Raw genomic sequence first — 24069 nt, 5'->3', positions numbered from 1 at the left:
CGCAATTGCGCACCTGGGGTCTGGTCCTTCGGACCATCCCGGAATGACGAGTCCCACGTAGAGGCTCAACCTTATCCATGACCACGCTCTTCACCATCCTGTTCGACGGTGTCGCCTACGGCATGCTGCTGTTCGTGCTCGCTTGCGGGTTGGCGGTGACGCTGGGGCTGATGAATTTCGTCAACCTTGCCCATGGCGCCTTCGCCATGACCGGCGGCTATATCTGCGCGGTATTGGTCAACAATTCCGGCTGGCCGTTCTTCACGGCGCTTCCGCTCGCCTTTGTCTCGGCCGCCGCGATAGGTGTGTTATTGGAGCGAACGCTCTACCGCCACCTCTACACCCGCAGCCATCTCGATCAGGTGCTGTTCACGATCGGCCTGACCTTTATGTCGGTGGCGGCGGTCGACTACATCATGGGATCGTCGCGGATCTTCATCAAGCTGCCGGCGGCGCTCGAGGGCCAGTTTGATTTCTTCGGCGTCGGCATCGGCCGCTACCGGCTGATGATCATCGTGATCTGCGGCCTGCTCACAGTGGCGCTGCAATTGATCCTGGCGAAGACCCGCTTCGGCAGCCGCCTGCGCGCGGCCGTGGACGATCCCCGCGCGGCAAGCGGCCTCGGCATCAACGTGCCGCAGGTCTTTGCCTTCACCTTCGCTTTCGGCTGCGGCCTTGCGGGTCTCGGCGGCGCCCTGAGCGCCGAGATCCTCGGGCTCGATCCGTATTTTCCGCTAAAATTCATGATCTACTTTTTGATCGTGGTCACCGTCGGCGGCTCCTCCAGCATCACCGGGCCGTTCCTCGCGTCGCTATTGCTCGGCATCGGCGACGTCGCTGGCAAGTACTACGTGCCCAAGATGGGCCCGTTCGTCATCTACACCATCATGATCGTGATCCTGATCTGGCGTCCGAACGGCCTGTTCGGCCGCACCGCCACGCGATGAGCCCGCGATGACCGCAGTAACCGACGTCTCATCCCATGCCATCGCCCGCGCCCGCTGGCGCCCCGCCGAAATCGCATTCTGGATTCTCGCGGCATCCTGCGCGTTCCTGTTTCCCTCCCGCTATCTGATCATGACCGACATCGTGCGGCTGGCGTTGTTCACGCTGTCGCTCGACCTGATCCTCGGCTATGCCGGCATCGTCTCGCTGGGGCACGCCGCCTTCTTCGGCGTCGGGGCTTATTCGGCGGGGCTATTGGCTCTGCACGGCATCATCAACGAGCCGGTGATCGCGCTTGTCGCGGCCGGCCTGATCGCGACCGTGCTCGGCTTTCTCACGAGTTTCCTCGTCATCCGCGGCGTCGACCTGACCCGGCTGATGGTGACGCTTGGCATCGCGCTGCTGCTGGAGGCGCTGGCGGAACGGTTCTCCAACATCACCGGCGGCACCGACGGGCTGCAAGGCATCGAGATGCAGCCGATCCTCGGCCTGTTTGCGTTCGACATGTTCGGCAAGACCGGCTTCTTCTACTCGCTGATCGTGCTGTTCCTGCTGTTTCTGCTGGCGCGGCGGATCGTGAACTCACCGTTCGGCCTGTCGCTGCGCGCGATCAAGAACAATCCGCTGCGGGCGTCCGCGATCGGCGTACCCGTCAACCGCCGCCTGATCGCAATCTATACAGTGGCAGCGTTCTATGCCGGCATTGCCGGGGCGCTGTTCACCCAGACTACGGCATTGGCCTCGCTCGACGTGTTCGCGTTCGAGCGCTCGGCCGATCTGATGCTGGTGCTCGTCATCGGCGGCACCGGCTATCTCTATGGCGGGCTGATCGGCGCGGTCGTGTTCAAGATGCTGCAGGAGCTGTTCCAGACCATTACGCCGCAATACTGGATGTTCTGGATCGGGCTCGTTCTGGTCGTGATCGTGCTGGTGGGCCGCGAGCGCATCCATCGCTGGGTGCTTTGGGGACCGAACCTGTTGATCCGCCAGGTCTTCGGCCGCAAGGCCGTCGTGGCCGTTCCCGAAAGCGATGCGCCATGACGATCGCGCTGGAAACCAAGGGACTGGAGAAATCCTTCGGCGGCTTGAAGGTTACGCGCGATCTGTCGCTGCAGGTGGAGCAGGGCGCCCGCCACGCCCTGATCGGGCCGAACGGCGCCGGCAAGACCACCGTCATCAATCTCCTGACCGGCGTGCTCAAGCCCAATGGAGGGCGGATCCTGCTCGAAGGCAACGACATCACCGATCTGCCGGTCCACGCCCGGGTGCTGCGCGGGCTGTCGCGCACCTTCCAGATCAATCAGCTCTATGCCGACCTGACCCCACTCGAGACGATCGGGCTTGCGGTTTCAGAACGGCTCGGCCGCGGCGGCGACTGGTGGCGGCGGATGGGCACGCGCGCCGACGTCAACGAGGAGATAGCAGAAACGCTCGGGCGCTTTCATCTGCTCGACGTGATGAACGACCTGACCGCGACGCTTCCTTACGGCAAACAGCGTCTGCTCGAAATCGCGGTCGCGATCGCGACCAAGCCCCGCGTGCTGCTGCTCGACGAGCCCGCCGCCGGCGTACCCGAGAGCGAACGCCACGATATCCTGGCGGCGGTCGCCGCGCTGCCGCGCGACGTCACCGTACTGCTGATCGAACACGACATGGATCTGGTGTTCTCGTTCGCCGACCGCATTTCCGTCCTCGTCAACGGCGCCATGCTGGTGGAGGGACCGCCCGACGAGGTGGCCAGGGATCCGCAGGTCAAGGCGGTCTATCTCGGTGAGGCCGCCGATGTCTGATCTTCTCGCCATCGATGCCTTGCGCGCCGGCTACGGCGAGGCGGTCGTGCTGCCCTCGATGTCGCTGACGCTGGGCGAAGGCCAGGTGCTGGCGCTGCTCGGCCGCAACGGCACCGGCAAGACCACGCTGATCAATTCGATCGTCGGCATCACCCGCCGCTTCGGCGGAAACCTTGCGCTTGGCGGGGTGGACATCACGGCGATGCGGCCGGACCAGCGGGCGCGGGCGGGGATCGGCTGGGTGCCGCAGGAGCGCAATATTTTCCGCTCGCTGACGGTCGAGGAAAACATGACCGCGGTGGCCCAGCCCGGCCCCTGGACCGTGGACAAGGTTTACGAAATGTTTCCGCGGCTGAAGGAACGCCGCAGCAATTTCGGCAACCAGCTCTCCGGCGGCGAGCAGCAGATGCTGGCGATCGGCCGCGCGCTGACCCTCAATCCCAAGGTTTTGCTGCTCGACGAACCGACCGAGGGCCTGGCGCCGATCATCGTCGAGGAACTGCTCCGGGCGCTCGGCACCATCACCCGTTCGGGGGGCATCTGTTCGATCATCGTCGAGCAGAATGCGCAAAAGATTCTGGGGCTGGCCGATCGGGTTGTGATATTGGAACGCGGCGCAATCGTGCATGATGCGCCAAGCCACGCGTTGAAGGCCGATCCCGCGGTGCTCGAACGCTATCTCGGCGTCGCCGGCGCTGCCGCGCACTAGATTTAGGGAGTGAAAACCATGCAGAGAACAAAGCCCCCGTTCCGCGCCGACGAGGTCGGCAGCCTGTTGCGGCCACCGCGCATCAAGGAAGCGCGTGCCAAGCTGGAGAAGGGCGAGATCACGGCGGAGGATTTGCGCAAGGCCGAGGACCTTGAGATCGAAAAGGTCGTGCACAAGCAGGCTTCCATCGGCCTGAAGCTCGCGACCGACGGCGAGTTCCGCCGCTCCTGGTGGCATTTCGATTTTCTGGCCAAGCTCACCGGCTGCGAGCTCTTCCACCCCGAGACCGGTATTCAGTTCGCGGGCGTCGAGACCCGCCATGACGCCGTCCGCGTGATCGGCAAGCTCGATTTCCCGGACGACCATCCGATGCTGGATCATTTCCGCTTCCTGAAGAAGCATGCCGACACCGCGCACGTCACGGCGAAGATGACGATCCCGTCGCCCGCCGTGCTGCATTTCCGCGGCGGCCGCAAGTCGATCTCGAAGGAGGTCTATCCTGATCTGGAGGAGTTCTTTCTCGATCTCGGCAAGACCTATCGCAAGGCGGTGAAGGCATTCTACGACGCCGGCTGCCGCTACCTGCAGTTCGACGACACCGTGTGGGCCTATCTCTGCTCGCAGGAAGAGTTGCAGAAGGCGCGCGAGCGCGGCGACAATCCCGACGGCCTGCAGGAAATCTACGCGCGCGTCATCAATTATGCGCTGGCCGAGCGTCCGGCCGACATGGTGGTTACCACGCATGTCTGCCGCGGCAATTTCCGCTCGACCTGGATCTCGTCCGGCGGCTACGAGCCGGTGGCCGAGACCATGCTGGCCGGCACTAATTACGACGGCTATTTCCTCGAATATGATTCCGACCGTGCCGGTGGCTTCGAGCCGCTGCGCTATTTGCCGAAGGGCAACAAGGTGGTCGTGGTCGGCGTCATTACGTCGAAATTCGGCGAACTGGAGAAGAAGGACGACATCAAGCGCCGCCTCGAAGAGGCCGCCAGGTTCGCGCCCCTCGACCAACTCGCGGTCTCGCCGCAATGCGGATTTGCCTCGACTGAGGAAGGCAACATCCTGTCCGAGGAAGAGCAATGGGCCAAGCTCAGCCTCGCGGTCGAAGTAGCGAACGAGGTGTGGGGGAAGTAAGTCTCTCAACCGTCATTGCGAGGAGCGCAGCGACGAAGCAATCCATCTATCCCGGTGCGGAGAGGTGGATTGCTTCGCTGCGCTCGCAATGACGCCGTGAGGGCGGCGCAACCGTCTTCACTTCTCCGCCAGATAAACCTCACCCAGCAGCGACGAATTCGACCACGGCACCTGCTTGCCCTTGGTCGCCGCGACTACCTCGGCCCGTACCCGCGTCAGCATCTGCTGCACCTCTAACCCCGGCGTGCCGATGTGGCGCGTCAGCGCGGCCGAGAACGGGCTGTTGGCGCCTTCGCCGTCGAGCGCGACCTGTCCGGGCGCCGTTGCGAATGCGATCAGCGTGCCCGCACCTAACGTCGCGCCGGCGCCGAGTGTGGCCGGCGCGGCGAGTCCCGATCCGGCCTCGATGTCACGGGCCGGACCGGCAGAAGCCAGCTTCGGCGCCATCGGGTTGTTGCGGCAGGCATCGAGGATCAGGATGTTGGTCCGGACCTGGTCGTCGAGGCCGGCCATGATGGTATCCATGTCCATCATCGCTTCCGTCATGCCGCTGCCGGCCCGTAACTGGATATCGATCGGCGCCAGGTAATTGCGGCCGTCGATCTGCACGCCGTGACCGGCGTAGTAGACCACCGCCACCTGCGCCCGTGCGGCATCGCGCAGGAAGTCGCGGATGGTCGCCTGCATCGCCGTGCGGTCGAGGTCGGTGCCTTCGGTCACCACGAATCCGATGTCGCGCAGGCTTTTTGCCATCGCGCGCGCATCGTTGGTCGGATTGGGTAGCGCCCTGACACGCGCATAGGCGCCGTTGCCGATCACCAGCGCAACGCGCCTGCTGGTTTCCCTGCCGGTCTCTGCGCGCTGGCGCTGCTCGGCTACGGGGTGCGGGCTCGCTGCGCCCACCGGCGAAGCCGGCGCGGCTTTGCTGGCGGACGGCGCCGGTGCTGCAGGTGTATTTCGTGGCGCCGGCGGCACCGTCTCTGACAATAGCGACAGGCGAACCTTTGCGGTGGCCTGGTTTGCCTTGCTGCCGGCGTCGGAGGCCTTGCCTTCGAGCGCCGCGGCGTAATCCTGCCTGGCGCGGTCGAAATCGCCCTTGGCCTCATAGGCGAGCGCGCGATGGCTATAGGCCGAGATCAGAACACTGCCGGGCGGCGTCATGATATTGACTGGCGCCTTGGCCTTGGCGAGCCGGATCGCTTCGGTCGTATCGGCGATGGCGCGATCGAGATCGCCCTTGGCGCGCCAGATCACCGCGCGGCTGGTCAACGGCTGCGGCAATTCCGGGTCGAGCCGGATCGCCTCGTTGATGTCGGCCAGCGCGCCATCGAGATCGCCGAGCGCGCGTTTCGAGGTACCGCGGTTCTGCCAGGAAAAGGCCGACGGCGGGCCGAGCTTGATCGCTTGATCGTAGTCGGCGATCGCCTTGGCGTATTCGCCCTTGGAGCGCCAGGCGTTGCCGCGGTTGTGAAAGATGATGCCGCTCGGCGGCCCGATCCGCAGCGCGTCGTTGAAGTCCGCGATCGCGATGTCGTCCTCGCCCTTGTCGTAGTAGGCCGAGCCACGCAGATTATAAGTGGCGGTGCTGGGGTGCAGGCGGATGGATTCGCCGGCGTCCGCGATCACCTGATTGTAGTTGCCTTTCTTGTTCCAGCCGACCGCGCGCCAGAAATAGATGGTCGCGAGCTTCTCGCCGGCAAACACTTTCAGCGCGATGATCTTGTTGCAGGCGTTGATCTGCTGATCGGCCGGCGTGGTGTCGGTGGTGCAGAGCGGCCCAAGTTGCGCGCGCGATTGGGCGAGGGAGGGCGCCGGCCAAAGCGCGGCGGCGAGCAGGGTAAGCGTCAGGATTGCGCGGCGCATCAGGTCCCCGTGATTGGCGGTCGCGAATAGCGGATACCGCTTTGTTGCTCCCCGCGGAGCGGGGGTTCAAGGCCGGCCGCGCTACATCGTCGGCCGCCGGCAGTAGGGGGTTTCTTTTGGTGGGCAGGGCGTGGTAGGATGCTGCCGTCACTTGGTGTTGCCCACCGATATTTCCCAATACTCCCGCCTGATGAAGAACGATCAAATTCTCAGCCAGATCACCGACTTCTGCCGCCACTCCGACATGGCGGAGACGACGTTTGGCCGCCGGTCGGTCAACGACGGCAAGCTGGTGCATCGGCTGCGCGAGGGCAAACGCATCACCATCGATACGCTGGATCGCATCCAGGCCTATATCGCGGCGTCCACCGGCACCCTCCCGCCGCCGCGCGGGCTCGAGGTGCCGCCGGAGAAGCGTGATCCGCGGGGCAATTTCCGCTTTTTCGAGAACCGCCAGAAATACCTGCTGTTCGTCCATACCTGCAGCGAGAAGCGGGTAATTGCGGAGCGGGTGGCGCTGGAGCTTTCCAGCCTGCACCCGCGCCCGCCGGCGCTGCGGGTATTCGACGCCGGTGTTGGCGACGGCACGGTGCTGGCGCGGGTGATGCGCTCGATGCACGGCCGCTTCCCCCATATGCCGTTCTACATCGCCGGCAAGGAGTTGAGCCTCGAGGACGTCCGCCTGACGCTCGACAAGGTGCCGGACCGGCTGTTCGAGCACCCGGCGACCGTCGTCGTCCTGACCAACATGCATTACGCCGAGGCACCCTGGCTGACGCCGGCCTCTCCCGCGGCCGCCGCCGGAATGATCTGGCACGAGGTCGCCCTGCGGGGGGCCTCCTCGGGCGAATTCGAGACACAGATCGCCGAATTGGGGCCGTTTCTGGAACAAAACTGGCGGGCCAACATCAGCGCCAAATCGGGCATGCCGATCTATGAACGCCCGGTGGCGCTGGTCGTATACCGGGAAGACCACCGGTTCCTGCTTGATTCGATCATCCCCCGGGCGGGCCGGACCGAGGCCAATTTCGATCTTGTGATTGCTTCCCAGCCCTATCGGGCGAAATCCTCTGTGAATTTCCGCGCCAAGCGGATCATCGCGCCGCTGGCCCGGGCTCTGCGGGCAGGGGGGCGTTTGATCGGAATTCACTCCCATGGGCAGGATCCGGGCCTGGAAATCATCCAATCGGTCTGGCCGGGAGAAAATCCTTTCGCCGTGAGCCGTCATGAGCTATTGCGCGCGGTGAAATACGAGCTGGGATCGGCCGGGCGCGACCTTAACTTTAATGCCTACGCCGATAACCGTTCCATCTTCCGTTATGATATGGAAGCGCTGCCCAACGAGGTCACCGGCCAGATCGGAACCTCGACGGCCTTTGCAGCGTGGAATGCGGCGGTGTATGTCGCCCAGATCGAAGACGACCGGTTGACGGAAATGACAGAAAACAGCCGAACCCTCGATGCCACCAGAGAGGTTTTGCGCAAGCATAATGGGCTTTGGTTTTACGACGAATCCTACGTCATTTCGCGCCGTCGCGACTGACATTCCAGGATAGATCACAAACAGCCGCCGGCATTCGGCGGGAACAAGGGGTTGTTGATGCGCGCGTCCTATCTGTTCACCAGCGAGTCGGTCTCCGAGGGTCATCCCGACAAGGTTTGCGACCGGATTTCCGACGAGATCGTCGACCTGTTTTACCGCGAAGGTCCGAAGGCGGGCATCGATCCGTGGGCGATCCGCGCGGCCTGCGAAACGCTCGCCACCACCAACAAGGTGGTGATCGCCGGCGAAACCCGCGGCCCGGATTCGGTCACCAATGAGCAGATCGAAAACACCGTGCGCGAGGCGATCAAGGATATCGGCTACGAGCAGGAAGGTTTTCACTGGAAGACCGCCGACATTGAAATCCTGTTGCATCCGCAGTCCGCTGACATCGCGCAGGGCGTCGACGCCAAGCAGCCCAGCAATCAGGAAGAGGGCGCGGGCGACCAGGGCATCATGTTCGGCTACGCCACCAACGAGACGCCGGATCTGATGCCGGCGCCGATCTTCTACGCCCACAAGATCCTGCGGCTGATTTCCGAAGCCCGCCACTCCGGCCGCGAAAAGGTGCTGGGTCCGGACTCCAAGAGCCAGGTCACCGTACAGTACGAGAATGGCAAGCCTGTCGGCGTCCGCGAGATCGTGGTCTCGCACCAGCATCTGGTCGAGGACCTGACCTCCAATCAGGTTCGCGACATTATCGAGCCCTATGTGCGCGAGGCGCTGCCGAAGGACTGGATCAACGGCAAGACCATCTGGCACATCAATCCCACCGGAAAGTTCTACATCGGCGGCCCCGACGGTGACTCCGGCCTCACCGGCCGCAAGATCATTGTCGATACCTATGGCGGCGCGGCCCCGCATGGCGGCGGCGCGTTCTCCGGCAAGGACCCGACCAAGGTCGACCGTTCGGCGGCCTATGCGGCGCGCTACGTCGCCAAGAACATCGTCGCCGCCGGTCTTGCCGATCGTTGCACGCTGCAGCTCGCCTACGCGATCGGCGTGGCGCGGCCGCTGTCGATCTATATCGATACCCATGGCACCGGAAAGGTGCCGGAGGACAAGCTCGAGAAGGCGGCTGCGCAGGCGATGGATTTGACGCCGCGCGGCATCCGCACCCATCTCGATCTCAACCGGCCGATCTACGCGCGTACTTCGGCCTACGGCCATTTCGGCCGCACGCCGGACAATGAAGGCGGCTTCTCCTGGGAGAAGACCGACTTGGTCGAACCGCTCAAGCGCGCGCTTTAGTTCTTGCGTCATTTCGGGGCACTCGCGACTGCGAGCGAACCCGGAATCCCCCTCCATCATGTCGAGATTCCGGGTTCGCCTCTTTTGGGCAACCCGGAATGACGAGCTCAACAACAGGAAGCTCTCATGAACGCCCCCACCAAGCCCGCCTTTACCGACTACATCGTCAAGGACATCTCGCTCGCCGAATTCGGCCGCAAGGAAATCTCGCTGGCCGAGACCGAAATGCCCGGCCTGATGGCGACGCGCGAGGAATACGGCCCGAAGCAGCCGTTGAAGGGCGCTCGCATCGCCGGCTCCCTGCACATGACGATCCAGACCGCGGTCTTGATCGAGACGCTGGCGGCCCTCGGCGCCGATATCCGCTGGGTGTCGTGCAACATCTATTCGACGCAGGACCATGCGGCAGCCGCCATCGCCGCCGCCGGCATTCCGGTGTTCGCGGTGAAGGGCGAAACGCTCGCCGAATACTGGGACTACACCGCAAAGCTGTTCGACTGGCACGGCGGCGGCACGCCCAACATGATCCTCGATGACGGCGGCGACGCCACCATGCTGGTGCATCACGGCCTGCGCGCCGAGAACGGCGACGTCAAGTTCCTCGACAAGCCGGAGTCGGAAGAAGAGGAAGTGTTCTTCGCGCTGATCAAGAAGCTCCTGAAGGAAAAGCCGAAGGGCTACTTCGCCGAGATCGCCAAGAACATCAAAGGCGTTTCCGAAGAGACCACCACGGGCGTGCACCGGCTCTACAATATGGAGAAGGAAGGCAAGCTGCTGTTCCCCGCCATCAACGTCAACGACAGCGTCACCAAGTCGAAATTCGACAACCTCTATGGTTGCCGTGAATCGCTGGTCGACGGCATCCGCCGCGGCACCGACGTGATGATGTCCGGCAAGACCGCGATGGTTGCGGGCTTCGGCGACGTCGGCAAGGGCTCGGCCGCCTCGCTGCGCCAGGCCGGCTGCCGTGTCATGGTTTCCGAAGTCGATCCGATCTGCGCGCTGCAGGCGGCGATGGAAGGCTATGAAGTCGTGACCATGGAAGACGCCGCCCCGCGCGCCGACATCTTCGTCACCGCGACCGGCAACAAGGACATCATCACCATCGACCACATGCGCGCGATGAAGGATCGCGCCATCGTTTGCAACATCGGTCACTTCGACAACGAGATCCAGATCGCAGGGCTCCGTAACCTGAAGTGGACCAACATCAAGCCGCAGGTCGACGAGATCGAATTCCCCGACAAGCACCGCATCATCCTGCTGTCGGAAGGCCGCCTGGTGAACCTCGGCAATGCCATGGGCCATCCGTCCTTCGTGATGTCGGCGTCGTTCACCAACCAGACGCTGGCGCAGATCGAGCTCTGGGCCAACAACAAGGACGGCAAGTACGAGAAGAAGGTCTACGTGCTGCCGAAGACGCTGGACGAGAAGGTGGCCCGGCTGCATCTCGCCAAGATCGGCGTCAAGCTGACCGAGCTGCGCAAGGACCAGGCCGAATATATCGGCGTCAAGCCGGAAGGCCCGTTCAAGTCGGATCATTACCGGTATTGATTTCAGGCAGGGTGCGCCGCTGCAGGTGTCGTCCTGACGTAAATGCCAGAGCCTCAGCAAGCCCCGGAGCGATCCGGGGCTTTTTGCTGGTTGGCCGCACAACCCGTGATCGTTGAGATTCAATCGTAAATTCCGATACAGCCTGTATCGCCGCGGCAACCTGACAATGCGAGTTGCAATTCCTCTCTGCTGCCCATTAGATCGGGCAGCAGGGAGAGCGCCATGACCGAGGCAACTGAACATTTCGACGTGCTGATCGTCGGTGCCGGCCTGTCCGGCATCGGCGCGGGCTATCACCTGCAGGAGAAATGCCCGGGCAAGAGCTACGTGATCCTCGAGGGACGCGACTGCATCGGCGGCACCTGGGATCTGTTTCGCTATCCCGGCATCCGCTCCGACTCGGACATGTATACGCTCGGCTATTCGTTCAAACCGTGGACCGAGCCGAAGGCGATTGCGGACGGGCCGCGGATACTGAATTATGTCTGCGAGACCGCTGTAGACAACGGCATCGACAGGAAGATTCGCTTCCACCATCGCGTCAAGCGCGCGTCGTGGTCGTCGCCGGATGCGCGCTGGACCGTGGAGGCTGAGCGCACGGTGGGTGAGGGCGCGACCGAAATCGTACGCTTCACCTGCAATTTCCTGTTCATGTGCTCGGGCTATTACAAATACGAGGAAGGCTACACGCCGGAATTTTCCGGCACGGCTGACTTCGAAGGCCGGATCGTGCATCCGCAGAAATGGCCTGAAGACCTCGACTATGCCGGCAAGCGCGTGGTGGTGATCGGCTCGGGCGCCACAGCGGTGACGCTGGTGCCCGAAATGGCCAAGACCGCGTCGCATGTCACCATGCTGCAGCGCTCGCCGACTTACGTGGTGGCGCGGCCGGCGGAAGATGCGCTCGCCAACAAGCTGCGCCGGAATCTCTCCGCGAAACTCGCCTATCACATGATCCGCTGGCGCAACGTGCTGTTCGGCATGTATTTCTTCCAGCTCTGCCGCCGCAAGCCCGATCGCGCCAAGCAGTTGATCCTCGGCGGCGTCAAGATGGCGCTGGGGCCGGAATACGACGTCGCCAAGCATTTCACGCCGCGCTACAATCCGTGGGAGCAGCGGCTGTGCCTGGTGCCTGACGGTGACCTGTTCAAGTCGATCCGGGACAAGCGCGCCTCCGTCGTCACCCATGAGATCGGCAGCTTCACCAAGGGCGGCATCAAGTTGAAGGACGGCAGCGAGCTCGAGGCCGACATCATTGTCACCGCGACCGGGCTGAACCTGCAGGTGCTCGGCGGCCTCGAGGTCAGCGTCGACGGCCGCACGGTCGATTTCGCGCGAACGCTGAACTACAAGGGCATGATGTATTCGGACATTCCGAACATGGCCTCGGCGTTCGGCTACACCAACGCGTCGTGGACGCTGAAATGCGATCTCACCTGCGAATATGTCTGCCGGCTGATCAATTACATGGACCGCAACGGCTACAAGCAGTGCGTGCCGCATAATGTCGATCCTGACGTCACAGAACTGCCGTCGCTGGATTTCTCCTCCGGTTACGTGCAGCGATCGATTGCGAAACTGCCCAAGCAGGGCTCGAAGCGGCCGTGGCGGCTGTATCAGAATTATGCGCTCGACATCGTCACCCTGCGCTACGGCAAGGTCGACGACGGGGTGATGCAGTATTCGTGAGCGGTTCCACCGCGCGAGGTGCGTCCCGACGCCCCATGCGTTATTTCGCGTATACGTAGGCGAGCGCGAATCGTTCAAGGTTCCCTCACGGTTAACGCCGGATTAACCGGCGTCCCTATACGCTGCGTGGCTTGTGGCCCCTGACAGCACGAGGAAGCCCATGGACGCCCAGCGAATAGCCGTCGATGCCATCGTGGCGCTGACCGATTGCGACCGCGAAGCGGCCGTAGCCTTCATCCGAAAATTCTATCTGGCCGGCGTGAGGGACCCCAAGCGCCTGACCTTCAAGGGTCTGCAGGCGTTGCGGAGCTGAGGCTTCGCCCCATACCAAGGTCGTCATACCCCGCCACCGGGTCTCGCCTTCGGCGAGCCCGATGACAGGCTCCGGCGGGGCATCCAGTACGCCGCGGCTTCTCGGTTCAATCACTGACGTCTCTGGAATACTGGATCGTCCGCCTTCGCGGACGATGACGGCGGAAATAGTTTTGTATTCTCGCGGCGCTGATCGCCCGAGGTTTGCATCTTCGTTTGCCCTCCAGAATTTAGAGGGCGCAGGGAAGACCGGGTGCTTGCTGCACCCGCGGTCTCGCGTGCGATTTGCGCAAACAAAAGTGCACACGAGCATACAGGGCAGCGGGAGCATTCCGGCCTTCCCTGCGCAATGGCTTTACGGCTTACTTCGTGCTCTTCCCGGAGAACGGCTCTTTTGCCTCCGTCGTCCCCGAGAAGCTTCGCTTCTCCTGGGACTTAGCGCCAGCACCGCGGCGCCCGAACCACACGACTTCGCCGTACGCTCAAGCCACACACGTCAGTCGCAGCTCTCGCGTCCATCGCATCTCACCGCGCGTTCGTGACGATGGCCAACGCCCCTCATCCGCCGTGAGACGGGCGGAGTTATGGGACTGATTTGGGTGAGAACGAAAGCAGAATATTTTTGCGCGATGGGCTGGACAGGTCTTAAGTGATTTGCCCGTCGAGCCATCGTGTCGCAGGTGCTGCACAAAGTTGCGCTTGTGCGCGAAGCAAATCAGCCCGTAGTGAGGATTTTGCTACGTCTGATCATGCATGTTTTGCAGAAGATGCAGCGCTTCGCTGGCTCTGTGCTCCGGCACAAATAGATGGTCGTGATAGAAGGCCGATACGGCATTCACGCTTATGCCGGCGTCCGCCAATAGACCGGTGATTGCCGCCAGAAAGCCGACTGCTTCAAGCGAGGAATGAACGGTCAGCGTGATCATTTGCGATGCAAATTGATGGGGGAGCCCTGCAGCTTCGGCTTCCTCGCGCCGTACGATGAAAGCCGTTCCTTCGCGTTCACGGAAGATGTGCACCGGCCTGAGCGTGGCTGGAATTTCCTCGTCTTCCGGAATGCTGCAAAAAACGAAAATGCCTTCCTGCATCTCGGGCTTCATGTTCAGTGTCTTGAGATTGCCTTCGCCCGGCATGGTCGTGTGCTCTTTCAGCAAGTAGCCCGCATCAGCCACCGGGCGCACGATTGCGCGTCCGATGGCTCATCCGGGCTGCTTCTGCCGGGTCGTCAGCCTACGACGACTTCACTGATCTGGATGACCGGAGATTGGTCGGTATAGTTCGGGATGTCGGCCATGATCTCCTTGGCGTGAGGCCCGAAGCCGGCCTGGAAGGCCTCGACCGAGTCGCAGAAGATGTGACACATCCCGACATAGGTTGCGGGGGCGCCGGGTGCGCCACCGGCCATGCCCTTGTCGACGGTGTAGGACCTGCACGCATCGCCCATGCGCGCTTTCACGAGCGGCATATGCTTGTCGCGGTAGTAATCGTGATCGAAGCGTCCGCCGGGCGTATTGGGATACATAACGCTTACCTTGATCATGGATGTGTCCTCCGATCCGACATTCGCCGTTATGCTCCGGCAATATCCGGAGTCTGTGTCAGTTTTGCGGATCTTGCAACCGGAAGGCAGCGGCTGTCGGGCTGGACCAGGGACCCGCAACGGCGATGCGCTTGGCAAGGAGCTCAAGCCATCAGCAATTGCCGTCAGGAGGTGATGGGTATCGCTTCGCTCCACCCATCCTGCGCACCAATAAGAAAAGCCCCGGATCAGATCCGGGGCTTTGCATTTCGCGATGGCTTTCGGTTCAGCCTATTCCGGCTTGCCGATCGCGACCTTCAGCGTGCCGACGCCGTCGACGCCGCACTCGATCTTGTCGCCGGGGTTGAGCTGGGAGACGCCGGCCGGCGTGCCCGTCATGATGATGTCGCCGGCGGCGAGTTTTACCTGTTGCGAGAGCTGCCAGATGATCTCCGGCACGTTCCAGATCAGTTCGGTCAGATCACCTTTTTGGGTTTCCGTGCCGTTCACCGTCAGCCAGATCTTGCCCTTGGTGGGATGGCCGATCTTGGCGGCCGGCTGGATCGCGGAGCATGGCGCGGAATAGTCGAACGACTTGCCGACTTCCCACGGCCGCTCCTTCTTGCGCGAGGCGATCTGCAGGTCGCGGCGGGTGAGGTCGATGCCGACGGCATAGCCGTAGACATGGTCGAGCGCCTTGTCGGCCGAGATGTTGAGGCCGCCGCTCTTCATCGCGACGATCAGTTCGACCTCGTGATGCAGATCCTTGGTCAGCGGCGGATAGGGGATCGTGGCGCCGTCGGGCACCAGCATGTCGGCGTGCTTGGCGAAGAAGAACGGCGGCGCGCGCTCGTCATTGCCCATCTCGCGGATGTGCTCGAGATAGTTGCGCCCGACGCACCAGATGCGGCGGACGGGGTAGGAGCCGGCCTCGCCGACGACGGGAAGCGAAGGCTGCGGGGCTGCGGGAATGACGTAGGAGGCTGCGTTCATGAAGGGGTCTCAACGGGTTACAGTAGGAAATCCGGGCTCATCTTTTATTTGAGCATGATCTTTTCGGAAAACCGGTACCCACTTTTCCGGATCATACTCTCGCTTTTACGCGGTTGCGCTGACCGGCGCCAGACTGGGATGGCCGGCGTCGCGCTGTTGCAGGCGGAAGAACGAGGCGTAGCGGCCGCCGCGCCGCAGCAAATCGTCGTGCTGGCCGCGCTCGACGATCTCGCCGCCCTCGACCACCAGGATGGCGTCGGCATGCATGATGGTGTGGAGGCGGTGGGCGATCACGATGGTGGTGCGGTTCCGGCACAGATGCTCGATCGCCTCCTGCACCGCCTTTTCGGATTCGGAATCGAGCGCCGCGGTGGCCTCATCCAGGAGGATGATCGGCGCGTTCTTGAGCAGCGCCCGCGCCACTGCGATGCGTTGTCGCTGGCCGCCGGAGAGCTGCGTGCCGTGCTCGCCGACGGGCGTGTCGTAGCCAAGTGGAAAGCCCATGATGAAATCGTGCGCGCAGGCCGCTTTCGCCGCCGCCACGATCTCGTCCTGCGTGGCGCCTTCCTTGCCGAAGGCGATGTTGGCGCCGATCGTATCGCGGAACAGGTAGACGTCCTGCCCGACATAGCCGGTCTGGGTGCGCAGCGAATGCCGCGATACGGCGGATATGTTCTGGCCGTCGATCAGGATCTCGCCGTCGTTCACCTCATAGAGCCGCAGCAACAGCGCCAGCACCGTGGACTTGCCGCCGCCCGACGGGCCGACCAAAGCGGTGGTCTTGCCGGGCTCGGCGATGAAGCTTATGGCCCTCAGCACCGGCTCGTCCGGGCGGTAGGCGAAATTGACATCGCGGAACTCGACCCGTGCGTTCGACAATTTCAGCGCCGGCTTGTCGTTGTCGGCCGGCTCGCTCGCCGGGCTGTCGACGATTTCGAGCAGCATGCGCGCGCCGACCAACTGGCTGTTGAGGTCGATGTTGAGCCGCGCCAGCCGCTTGGCGGGTTCGGTCGCCAGCAGAAACGCCGTCATGAAGGAGAAGAACTGGCCGGGCGTGGCGCCGAGCGCGACCACGCTGTAGCCGCCATAGAGCAGGCAGCCGGCGACGGCAAAGCCGCCGAGCATTTCCATCAGCGGATTGGAGCGGTTGGAGACCCGCGCCATCTTGTTGGCGTTGCGCTCGACCACGGCAATGTTCTCGTCGATGCGCCGCTGCATGGTGTCTTCCAGCGTGAAGGCCTTCACCGTGCGGATGCCCTGCAGCGATTCCTGCATGGTCTCCATGATGTCGGCGCTGCCGGTGAACTGGTTGTGGGCGAGGCCCTTGATGCGCTTGATCAGCTTGCGCAGGATCAGCATCGCTGGCGGCACCACCACGAGGCCGATAAACGACAGCACCGGATCCTGCGTCACCATCACGAATATCAGGCTGACCAGCAGCAGCACGTCGCGTCCGACCGCGTTGATCAACAGCGTCAGCACGTCGGTGATGGATTTTGCGCCCGACGTCATCCGCGCCAAAAATTCAGAAGAATGCCGCGCGGAATAGAATCCGATGCTTTCGCTCATCAGCTTGGCAAACAGCCGCCGCTGGTTGTTGGCGAGGATGGCGTTGCTGATCTTCGACAGGATCACGGTGTGGCCGTAGGTCGCCAGACCCTTGATGAACAGCAGCACCACCGTGACGCCGGAGAGGATGGCGATGCCAACGACGTTCTTGTCGATATAGGCCTGATTGATCACCTGGCCCAAAATATAGGCGGAGCCCGCCGTGGCGCCGGCGGACACGCCCATCAGCGCGAACGCGGTCAGATAGCGCCGCCAATAGACAGAACCCTGTTCCATGACGAGGCGGCGAATCAGGATCGCCGCGCCATAGGGATCGTCGGTAATTTTTCTGATCGGTTTGCTTGGAAGTTCGGTCATCCGCGTTCCATTGACGGCGCCTCGTAGCCGGCGCGTCAGGGCTGCTGCGGGTTAGTCCTTGCCTGCTTGGCGGGGCTTTTTCAAGCCAAATAAGCGCTTGATTTCAGGCTGATTCCGCATGCTGCGGAAGGCCGCCGCGGTCGTGGAACAGCTTCTGTTCCCAGGCCAGCGCGTGGGAGGCGATGGTCTCGAGATTGTCGAATTGCGGCGTCCAGTCCAGCGCCGCGTGAATGCGGCTGACGTCTGCGACCATCGTCATGATGTCGCCGGGACGGCGCGGCGCATATGAAACCGCGAAATTGCGCCCGGAGACGCGGCGGACGGCTTCAATGGTTTCGAGCACGGAGTAGCCGCGGCCGTAACCGCAGTTCAGCGTGATTGAGCTTTTGCCGTCGCGCAAGTAGGCCAGCGCGGCGCGATGGGCCTGCGCGAGATCGCTGACATGGATGAAATCGCGGATGCAGCTTCCGTCCGGCGTCGGGTAGTCAGTGCCGTACACGTCGATCTTGGCGCGCTGGCCGGTCGCGGCTTCGACCGCGATCTTGAGCAGATGTGTGGCGCCGACGGTGGCGAGGCCGCAGCGGCCCAAAGGATCGGCGCCGGCGACGTTGAAGTAGCGCAGCACGACATAGTTCATGCCATGGGCGGAAGCGACATCGTGCAGCATGATTTCCGTCATCAGCTTGGAAGAGCCGTAGGGCGACGCCGGCCGCGTCGGCGCATGTTCCGGCACCGGCACCTGGTCCGGATTGCCGTAGACGGCAGCCGTCGACGAAAAGATGAAGCGGTTGACGCCGCCCTTCACCGCAGCATTCAAGAGGCTGCGGGTCGTCATGGTGTTGTTGCGATAATAGCCGAGCGGATCGCGCACCGAATCCGGCACCACGATGGAGCCGGCGAAATGAATGATGCTCTCGATGCCGTGCTGGGCGATCACGCCTGCGACGAGGTTTTCATCGCCGGCGTCCCCGATGAACAGAGGCACGCCTTCCGGCAGGAAGGCGGAGAATCCGGTGGACAGATTGTCGATCACGACGACGCTTTCGCCGGCATCCACCAGCGCATGAACCATGTGACTTCCGATATAGCCGGCGCCACCTGTGACGAGCACGGTCATGGGCCACCTCTCGCTCTTGAATTTGGCGCGCGCCCGGACGCAAAACCGGTTTCCACTTCATGCTGGTCGCGCTCTATGGGAGGCGATGCTAGCGGGGCTGCGGTGAAGAGTGGGTTTCGGCACGGGCGAACTGGCCACTATGCTTAATGTTGCGTATAGGAACTGGCTGAAATGGAGCCGGACGTGCCGATCGAGAACAATTTGGCCAGTGATCTGCAACTGATCGTGCCGAATCTGCACAGGCGCTATTCGGGCGTCACCGCGACCAACCGGATGGTGGCGCCGAAGCTTGCCACAATGTACCGCGCGGCGTGGCTCGGGCCGCATGCGCCCGACGGCATCGCGCGGATGGGTTTTGCGGATCTGTTGAAACTCCGGCGCCACAACACGCCGCTGATCTGGCACGCGCGGCGCAATGACGAGATGATCGCAGGGCTGTTGCTGCGCGCGCTCGGCTGGCCGCTGAAACTCGTCTTCACCTCGGCGGCGCAGCGGCATCACAAGCGGCTGACGCGCTGGCTGATCCGGCAGATGGATGCGGTGATTGCCACTTCCGAACTCTCGGCGTCGTTTCTCAAGCGCAAGGCTGTTGTGGTGATGCATGGCGTCGATACCGACAGCTACGCACCGCCGGCCGATCGCGCGACAGCGTTTGCGGAAGCCAAACTGCCGGGGCGTTACGCGATCGGCTGCTTTGGCCGGGTGCGCGCGCAAAAGGGCACGGACGTCTTTGTCGAGGCGATGTGCCGGCTGCTGCCGCGTTATCCCGATTTCACCGCTGTCATCGTCGGCGCGGTGGTGCCGGAGCAGCAGGGCTTTGCCAACGGTCTGAAGCATCAGATCGAGGCGGCCGGGCTGCAATCGCGCATCGTCATCACGGGCGAGCTCGAAATCGCGGAAGTGCAGCGCTGGTATCAGCGGCTGACGATCTACGCCTTCACCTCGCGCAATGAAGGTTTTGGCCTGACGCTGATCGAGGCGATGTCCTCAGGTGCGGCGCTGGTGGCGTCGCGCGCAGGCGCCGCCGAATTCGTGGTCGAGGATGGCGTGACCGGCGTGCTGACGCCGCCGGGGGATACCGAGGCGCTGGTCGCGGCGCTGGAGCCGTTGATGCGCGATCCGGCATCGGCAATCGCGATGGGCGAACATGCGCGCGCGCGTGTGCTGCAGAAATTCAGCCTCGAGGCGGAAGCGAACGCGATCGCCGCGGTCTATCGTACGCTCGGCTGAGAAGCGAAAACATGCTGCGCCGTCTCCATCGTGGTTGAGCGAAGCGGTCGGCGTACCCCGATCATTCTTTGGCGGCCTCGCGCATCATGCCCTGCTCGATCTCGTCGCAGATGCCGTGGGCATACGCCATATAGATTTGCTGGATGACCGGCGTGTCGTCGCTCGGCACGATCAGCAGGTGATCGCAGGCCGTACGCAACGCTTCGCCGTTGCTCCCGGTGAAGCCGATAGTTACGAGACCGCGTTCACGTGCCATGCGCAGCGCCGCCAGAATGTTCGGCGAACGACCCGAGGTGGATAGGGCCATTAGTACGTCGCCGCGCATTCCCAGGCCTTCGACCTGACGCGCGAACACCCGCTCGAAGCTGTAGTCATTGCCAATCGCGGTCAGCGCAGAAGTATCTGTAGTCAAAGCCACCGCGGCATAGGCGGGTCGCTCTTTCTTGTAACGGCCCATTGTTTCAGCGGCGATATGCTGGGCATCCGCGGCGCTGCCGCCATTGCCGATGATCAGCAGCCTGTTGCCGGAGCGCAGTGCGTCGACGATCGTCGCCGCGACCTTGTGCGCGGTGGCGAGCAACGCCGCGTCCCGCGCCGCACGCTCAAGCGCGGCTAACGAGTGTTGCAGATGGTTTGCGATAATGTCTTGGCTCAAGACGCACCCACGGTGTTGCAATTGTTGGCCTTGGTAGAGATAGCTGTGCGGCGGCGCAAGCTTGGCAATGGTCAATGCGGGGGGGGGAGCGTGTGCTGTAGAGGCGAACGCAATCGCCGCGGTCTATCGCGCTCTGGTGTGAGTCACCAGCAGGCGCTGCGCCACGTCGGCCACGTAGGAGGGATCGATGTCGCGCATGCAGCGGTGGTCGTTCATGGTGCAGACGGTGCGTTGGCAGGGCTGGCAGGGCAGCACCGCCTTGGTCTGAACAACCGTCGCGGCAAGACCGTTCAGCGGCGCCCACAGGTAGGGACTGGTGGGGCCGAAAATGCCCATGGTCGGCGTGCCGATCGCTGCCGCGATGTGCATCAGGCCGGAATCGTTCGAGATGGCGACGCCGGCCGCCGCCATCGCCAGGATGCCGTTGCGCAGGTCGGTGCCGGTGAGGTCGCGGACCTTGCCGCGGCCGGCGGCAACGATCTCCTGCGCCAGCGCCTTCTCGCCGGGGCCGCCGACCACCCAGACGTCGAGCCCGCGCTCGGCCAGGAGCCGTGCGGCGCCGGGGTAATAGGTCCAGCGCTTGGAGGCGCCGACGGACCCAGGGGCCAGCGCCACCGCGGGGCCTGAGCCCAATTCGTTGGCCTGCCGCCAGCGCGCGATTTCCTCCGGCGGCACGACGAGCTGCGGCACCGGCCATTCGCCCGGCAGCGGCGCGCCGGCAGGCAGCGCCAGCGCGGCATTCTTGTCGATGAAGCGGGGCAGGGCCTTCTCGCCCCAGCGCATCCGGTTGATCAGCCCAAATCTCGCCTCGCCGAAAAAGCCGACGCGCTCGGAAATCCCGGCCAGCGTCGGCGCAATCGCGGCTTTCCAGGTGCGGGGCAGGATGAGGGCGGTTCCATAACCCTGGGAGCGCAGCTCGGTGGCCAGCCCCCACTGCTTGGCTACCGCCAACCGGCCGCGGGGCAGGTCCCAGACGATCCCGGCGCGAACACCCGGCATGTAGTCGACTAGGGGCGCGCAGAGCGAGGTCACCAGCAGATCGACCGGCCGGTTCGGCCAGCGCTGCTTGAGGACACGCACGACCGTGTGGCCGCGGACAAAATCGCCGATCCACATATAGGGCACGATCAGGATCGGCCGCGTGTCGGCGGCGTCCTCCATCTCGATCCCATTAAGCGAATTCGTGTTCATATTTTGTTTTCGATGCCAAGGCAATTCCGGCTCCGGAGGTAACCGCTCTGCGAGGGCAGGTAAAGTCGAGCGATCCGCCCTTACCGCCCCAAAGAAACCAAAGTTGCCTGCCGCGCGGGAGTGAGGCAAAGCTTTGCCGAACAATCATGGCAGGGGATGGCATGTTGCTGGTGACCGGGGGCGCCGGTTTTATCGGGTCGAACGTCGTGGCTGCGTTGAATGACGCCGGCCGGGACGTGGCCGTGTGCGACGTGCTCGGCCACGACGGCAAATGGCGCAATCTGGCCAAGCGCCGGCTCGCCGATGTCGTGCCGCCGTCGGAACTGATGGACTGGCTGAAGGGCCGCCGGCTGGAGGCTGTCATTCATCTCGGCGCCATCTCCGAGACCACGGCGACCGACGGCGATCTGGTGATCGAGACCAATTTCCGGCTGTCGATGCGGCTTTTGGACTGGTGCACGGCGAATGCCACGCCGCTGATCTATGCGTCCTCGGCCGCGACCTATGGCGACGGCAGCTCAGGCTTTAGCGACGACCAATCCATGGACGCCTTGAAGAAGCTGCGGCCGATGAATCTCTACGGCTGGAGCAAGCATCTGTTCGACATGGCGGTCGTCGAACGCGCCGCGCGCGGCGAGCGGCTGCCGCCGCAATGGGCCGGGTTGAAGTTCTTCAACGTGTTCGGCCCCAACGAATATCACAAGGGCACGATGATGAGCGTGCTGGCGCGGCGCTTCGACGACGTCAAGGCCGGGCGCCCCGTGCAATTGTTCAAGTCGCACCGCGAAGGCATCGCCGATGGCGACCAGCGGCGCGACTTCATCTATGTCGACGACGTCGTGCGCGTGATGATGTGGCTGCTGGCTGCGCCTGGCGTCAGCGGCATCTTCAATGTCGGCACCGGCACAGCGCGCAGCTTTCGCGACCTGATGCTGTCGGCCTATGCGGCGCTCGGCGGCACACCGAACATCCAGTATGTCGACATGCCCGAAGCGATCCGCGGCAGCTATCAATACTTCACCCAGAGCGAAGTCGATCGGCTGCTGCGCGCCGGATATAATGGCGGCTTCACCGCGCTGGAAGACGCGGTCGAGCGTTACGTGAAGGGCTTTCTCGATTGCACCGATCGCTTTCGCTGATGGGCACCAGGTAGACAGATGTTCGATTTTGAAGCCCTGAGCCAGGCGATCCCACGTCAGACGGTGCTCTGCATCGGCGACCTCATGCTCGACGAATTCGTCTATGGCGAGGTGTCGCGCATTTCGCCGGAAGCGCCGGCGCCCGTGATTGCGGTCCAGCGCAGCGAGAGCAATGTCGGCGGCGCCGGCAATGTCGCGCGCAACATCGCCGCTCTCGGCGCGCGCTGCATCTTTGTAGGGCTGGTCGGCGAGGACGAGGCGGGTACGAAGCTGAAGGCCGATCTGGCGAGGGAGAAGTTGATCGAGGCTATGCTGGTCTGCGATTCCTCCCGCCCGACGACGCGCAAGGTGCGCTTCGTCTCCGAACATTTTTCCACCCACTTGCTGCGCGCGGATTGGGAGCAGGCCGTTCCGGCCTCGGCGGATGTGGAGCAAAAGCTGATCGACGCGATCCTGCCGCAGATCGCGCGCGCCGATATCGTGCTGCTGTCCGACTACGCCAAGGGCGTGCTGACGGCGCGCGTCATCCGCAACATCATCGACGCCGCGAAGAAGCTCGGCAAGCGCGTGATCGTCGACCCCAAGAGCGCCAATTTCGCGATCTATCGCGGCGCCACGCTCTTGACGCCCAACCGCAAGGAATTTGCGGAAGCCACCCGCAGCCGAGCCGATACCGACCTGAACATTGCCGGCGCGGCGCAGGATGCGATGGTTCTCGCCGATTGCGAGGCGATGCTGGTGACGCAGAGCGAACACGGCATGACGCTGGTGGCGCGCGGCGGCGAGGCGATCCACGTGCCGGCGTTGCCGGTCAAGGTGTGCGACGTCTCGGGCGCGGGTGACACGGTTGCCGCCGTGCTGGCGCTTTCGCTTGCGGCCGGAGCCGACTGGGAGACGGCGCTGCGGATGGCGAATGCGGCCGCCGCAGTTGCGGTCGGCAAGAAGGGCACCGCGACCGTGACGCCGGCGGAGCTGCGGCGGAAGATCCTGCCGCATGCGTCGCTGGCGGCTGAAGAGAAGATCGTGCCTGCTGGCGGCGATCTCGATGCACATCTGGCGGAATGGCGCCGGCAGGGATTGCGCATCGGCTTCACCAATGGCTGCTTCGACATCCTGCATCCCGGCCACGTCAAGGTGCTGACGGCCGCGCGCCGCGCCTGCGACCGGCTGATCGTCGGGCTCAACAGCGATGCCTCGACGAAATGGCTGAAGGGCGAGGGGCGTCCGGTTCAGGACGAGCAGGCGCGCGCCGAAGTGCTGGCGGCGCTGGAGGCGGTCGATCTCGTCGCGATCTTCGAGGAAGACACGCCGATCGAACTGATCACCCGGGTGAAGCCGAGCGTGCTGGTCAAGGGCGGCGACTATGCCCGCGAGCAGGTCGTCGGCCACGAGATCGTCGAGGCCGGCGGCGGCGAGGTCGTGCTCGTCGACATTCTGCCGGGCCACAGCACGACGTCGCTGGTCGGCCGCGCGCGGGGAGGCAAGGCGTGAGCGGCAACGCAGCTT

General features: G+C 63.6%; 21 protein-coding genes. 13 read left to right on the top strand and 8 right to left on the bottom strand.

All coding sequences use genetic code 11. The features are described from left to right. Positions 1–77: 77 nt before the first annotated feature. Genes V1294_RS29420 through V1294_RS29400 form a run of 5 tightly spaced genes read left to right on the top strand, consistent with a single transcriptional unit; the run spans position 78 to position 4581 of the window. Positions 78–947 (top strand): branched-chain amino acid ABC transporter permease, encoded by an 870-nt coding sequence (locus tag V1294_RS29420; RefSeq protein WP_334358903.1) that lies wholly within the window; start codon positions 78–80, stop codon positions 945–947. Between the two features lie 7 nt (positions 948–954). Next, positions 955–1986 carry a branched-chain amino acid ABC transporter permease gene (locus V1294_RS29415; RefSeq protein ID WP_334478751.1) on the top strand — a complete coding sequence of 344 codons (1032 nt, stop codon included), beginning with the start codon at positions 955–957 and terminating at the stop codon, positions 1984–1986. After that, positions 1983–2735 carry an ABC transporter ATP-binding protein gene (locus tag V1294_RS29410; protein WP_334502054.1) on the top strand — a complete coding sequence of 251 codons (753 nt, stop codon included), beginning with the start codon at positions 1983–1985 and terminating at the stop codon, positions 2733–2735. Before V1294_RS29415 ends, V1294_RS29410 begins: the two co-directional genes overlap by 4 nt. Beyond that, the gene (locus V1294_RS29405) at positions 2728–3444 is read left to right on the top strand and encodes an ABC transporter ATP-binding protein (RefSeq protein WP_334478753.1); all 717 of its coding nucleotides are present in this window, start codon (positions 2728–2730) and stop codon (positions 3442–3444) included. The genes V1294_RS29410 and V1294_RS29405 overlap by 8 nt, the downstream gene beginning before the upstream one ends. 18 nt (positions 3445–3462) lie before the next feature. Further along, a complete protein-coding gene (locus V1294_RS29400; RefSeq protein WP_334502053.1) occupies positions 3463–4581 on the top strand; it encodes a cobalamin-independent methionine synthase II family protein in 1119 nt (372 codons plus the stop codon). 117 nt (positions 4582–4698) lie between these two features. Here V1294_RS29400 and V1294_RS29395 read toward each other — a convergent pair whose 3' ends face one another. After that, positions 4699–6444, bottom strand: coding sequence for a caspase family protein (locus tag V1294_RS29395; protein WP_334502052.1), 1746 nt, complete (start codon positions 6442–6444; stop codon positions 4699–4701). Between the two features lie 190 nt (positions 6445–6634). On the opposite strand from V1294_RS29395, the gene V1294_RS29390 reads away from it, so the two are divergent. The 5 genes from V1294_RS29390 to V1294_RS29370 all read left to right on the top strand — a co-directional run bounded on the left by V1294_RS29390 (position 6635) and on the right by V1294_RS29370 (position 12794). Beyond that, entirely contained in the window at positions 6635–7987 is a 1353-nt protein-coding gene (locus V1294_RS29390; protein WP_334504866.1) for a hypothetical protein, read from the top strand. A gap of 57 nt (positions 7988–8044) precedes the next feature. Further along, the gene (gene metK, locus V1294_RS29385) at positions 8045–9238 is read left to right on the top strand and encodes a methionine adenosyltransferase (protein ID WP_334478760.1); all 1194 of its coding nucleotides are present in this window, start codon (positions 8045–8047) and stop codon (positions 9236–9238) included. Positions 9239–9364: 126 nt separating this feature from the next. Further along, positions 9365–10792 (top strand): adenosylhomocysteinase, encoded by a 1428-nt coding sequence (gene ahcY / locus V1294_RS29380; protein ID WP_334478761.1) that lies wholly within the window; start codon positions 9365–9367, stop codon positions 10790–10792. 222 nt (positions 10793–11014) lie between these two features. Then, positions 11015–12481: a flavin-containing monooxygenase gene (locus V1294_RS29375; RefSeq protein ID WP_334502051.1), complete on the top strand. Its 1467-nt coding sequence runs from the start codon at positions 11015–11017 to the stop codon at positions 12479–12481. Positions 12482–12641: 160 nt separating this feature from the next. Then, positions 12642–12794, top strand: coding sequence for a hypothetical protein (locus tag V1294_RS29370; RefSeq protein WP_190241690.1), 153 nt, complete (start codon positions 12642–12644; stop codon positions 12792–12794). Positions 12795–13530: 736 nt separating this feature from the next. Here V1294_RS29370 and V1294_RS29365 read toward each other — a convergent pair. The 5 genes from V1294_RS29365 to galE form a co-directional block, all read right to left on the bottom strand. After that, a complete protein-coding gene (locus V1294_RS29365) occupies positions 13531–13926 on the bottom strand; it encodes an ACT domain-containing protein (RefSeq protein WP_334504864.1) in 396 nt (131 codons plus the stop codon). Positions 13927–14018: 92 nt separating this feature from the next. After that, on the bottom strand, positions 14019–14333 hold the full coding sequence (locus tag V1294_RS29360) for an EthD family reductase (protein ID WP_334478768.1): 315 nt from the start codon (positions 14331–14333) through the stop codon (positions 14019–14021). A 270-nt stretch (positions 14334–14603) separates the two neighbouring features. Further along, complete coding sequence (locus V1294_RS29355; protein WP_334478770.1) at positions 14604–15305, bottom strand: fumarylacetoacetate hydrolase family protein; 702 nt, start codon at positions 15303–15305, stop codon at positions 14604–14606. A gap of 105 nt (positions 15306–15410) precedes the next feature. Next, a complete protein-coding gene (locus tag V1294_RS29350) occupies positions 15411–17231 on the bottom strand; it encodes an ABC transporter ATP-binding protein (RefSeq protein WP_334502049.1) in 1821 nt (606 codons plus the stop codon). A gap of 103 nt (positions 17232–17334) precedes the next feature. Then, a complete protein-coding gene (gene galE, locus V1294_RS29345; RefSeq protein WP_334502047.1) occupies positions 17335–18348 on the bottom strand; it encodes a UDP-glucose 4-epimerase GalE in 1014 nt (337 codons plus the stop codon). Between the two features lie 171 nt (positions 18349–18519). Between galE and V1294_RS29340 the strand changes: the two genes are divergently transcribed. Further along, a complete protein-coding gene (locus tag V1294_RS29340) occupies positions 18520–19578 on the top strand; it encodes a glycosyltransferase family 4 protein (RefSeq protein ID WP_334502046.1) in 1059 nt (352 codons plus the stop codon). 61 nt (positions 19579–19639) lie between these two features. On the opposite strand, the gene V1294_RS29335 is transcribed toward V1294_RS29340, so the two are convergent. Next, positions 19640–20233 (bottom strand): D-sedoheptulose 7-phosphate isomerase, encoded by a 594-nt coding sequence (locus tag V1294_RS29335; protein WP_334502045.1) that lies wholly within the window; start codon positions 20231–20233, stop codon positions 19640–19642. A gap of 123 nt (positions 20234–20356) precedes the next feature. Continuing rightward, positions 20357–21424 (bottom strand): lipopolysaccharide heptosyltransferase II, encoded by a 1068-nt coding sequence (gene waaF, locus V1294_RS29330; RefSeq protein WP_334502043.1) that lies wholly within the window; start codon positions 21422–21424, stop codon positions 20357–20359. Between the two features lie 161 nt (positions 21425–21585). On the opposite strand from waaF, the gene rfaD reads away from it, so the two are divergent. Then, on the top strand, positions 21586–22563 hold the full coding sequence (gene rfaD, locus V1294_RS29325) for an ADP-glyceromanno-heptose 6-epimerase (RefSeq protein WP_334502042.1): 978 nt from the start codon (positions 21586–21588) through the stop codon (positions 22561–22563). A gap of 18 nt (positions 22564–22581) precedes the next feature. Further along, positions 22582–24054 carry a D-glycero-beta-D-manno-heptose-7-phosphate kinase gene (gene rfaE1, locus V1294_RS29320; protein ID WP_334502041.1) on the top strand — a complete coding sequence of 491 codons (1473 nt, stop codon included), beginning with the start codon at positions 22582–22584 and terminating at the stop codon, positions 24052–24054. Positions 24055–24069 lie beyond the last annotated feature (15 nt).

The organism is Bradyrhizobium sp. AZCC 1678, assembly GCF_036924765.1.
In the GTDB taxonomy this organism is placed as follows: Bacteria; Pseudomonadota; Alphaproteobacteria; order Rhizobiales; family Xanthobacteraceae; genus Bradyrhizobium; species Bradyrhizobium algeriense.
This window is presented reverse-complemented; position numbering and strand designations above follow the sequence as displayed.

Bases quoted from the DNA above. Each gene is read 5' to 3' on its own strand.
- V1294_RS29370 (WP_190241690.1), top strand. From the start codon at position 12,642: ATGGACGCCCAGCGAATAGCCGTCGATGCCATCGTGGCGCTGACCGAT.
- V1294_RS29360 (WP_334478768.1), bottom strand. From the start codon at position 14,333: ATGATCAAGGTAAGCGTTATGTATCCCAATACGCCCGGCGGACGCTTC.
- V1294_RS29350 (WP_334502049.1), bottom strand. From the start codon at position 17,231: ATGACCGAACTTCCAAGCAAACCGATCAGAAAAATTACCGACGATCCC.
- V1294_RS29400 (WP_334502053.1), top strand. From the start codon at position 3,463: ATGCAGAGAACAAAGCCCCCGTTCCGCGCCGACGAGGTCGGCAGCCTG.
- waaF (WP_334502043.1), bottom strand. From the start codon at position 21,424: ATGAACACGAATTCGCTTAATGGGATCGAGATGGAGGACGCCGCCGAC.
- V1294_RS29415 (WP_334478751.1), top strand. From the start codon at position 955: ATGACCGCAGTAACCGACGTCTCATCCCATGCCATCGCCCGCGCCCGC.
- rfaD (WP_334502042.1), top strand. From the start codon at position 21,586: ATGTTGCTGGTGACCGGGGGCGCCGGTTTTATCGGGTCGAACGTCGTG.
- V1294_RS29395 (WP_334502052.1), bottom strand. From the start codon at position 6,444: ATGCGCCGCGCAATCCTGACGCTTACCCTGCTCGCCGCCGCGCTTTGG.
- rfaE1 (WP_334502041.1), top strand. From the start codon at position 22,582: ATGTTCGATTTTGAAGCCCTGAGCCAGGCGATCCCACGTCAGACGGTG.
- galE (WP_334502047.1), bottom strand. From the start codon at position 18,348: ATGACCGTGCTCGTCACAGGTGGCGCCGGCTATATCGGAAGTCACATG.
- V1294_RS29390 (WP_334504866.1), top strand. From the start codon at position 6,635: ATGAAGAACGATCAAATTCTCAGCCAGATCACCGACTTCTGCCGCCAC.
- V1294_RS29410 (WP_334502054.1), top strand. From the start codon at position 1,983: ATGACGATCGCGCTGGAAACCAAGGGACTGGAGAAATCCTTCGGCGGC.
- metK (WP_334478760.1), top strand. From the start codon at position 8,045: ATGCGCGCGTCCTATCTGTTCACCAGCGAGTCGGTCTCCGAGGGTCAT.
- V1294_RS29405 (WP_334478753.1), top strand. From the start codon at position 2,728: ATGTCTGATCTTCTCGCCATCGATGCCTTGCGCGCCGGCTACGGCGAG.
- V1294_RS29365 (WP_334504864.1), bottom strand. From the start codon at position 13,926: ATGCCGGGCGAAGGCAATCTCAAGACACTGAACATGAAGCCCGAGATG.
- ahcY (WP_334478761.1), top strand. From the start codon at position 9,365: ATGAACGCCCCCACCAAGCCCGCCTTTACCGACTACATCGTCAAGGAC.
- V1294_RS29420 (WP_334358903.1), top strand. From the start codon at position 78: ATGACCACGCTCTTCACCATCCTGTTCGACGGTGTCGCCTACGGCATG.
- V1294_RS29340 (WP_334502046.1), top strand. From the start codon at position 18,520: ATGGAGCCGGACGTGCCGATCGAGAACAATTTGGCCAGTGATCTGCAA.
- V1294_RS29355 (WP_334478770.1), bottom strand. From the start codon at position 15,305: ATGAACGCAGCCTCCTACGTCATTCCCGCAGCCCCGCAGCCTTCGCTT.
- V1294_RS29375 (WP_334502051.1), top strand. From the start codon at position 11,015: ATGACCGAGGCAACTGAACATTTCGACGTGCTGATCGTCGGTGCCGGC.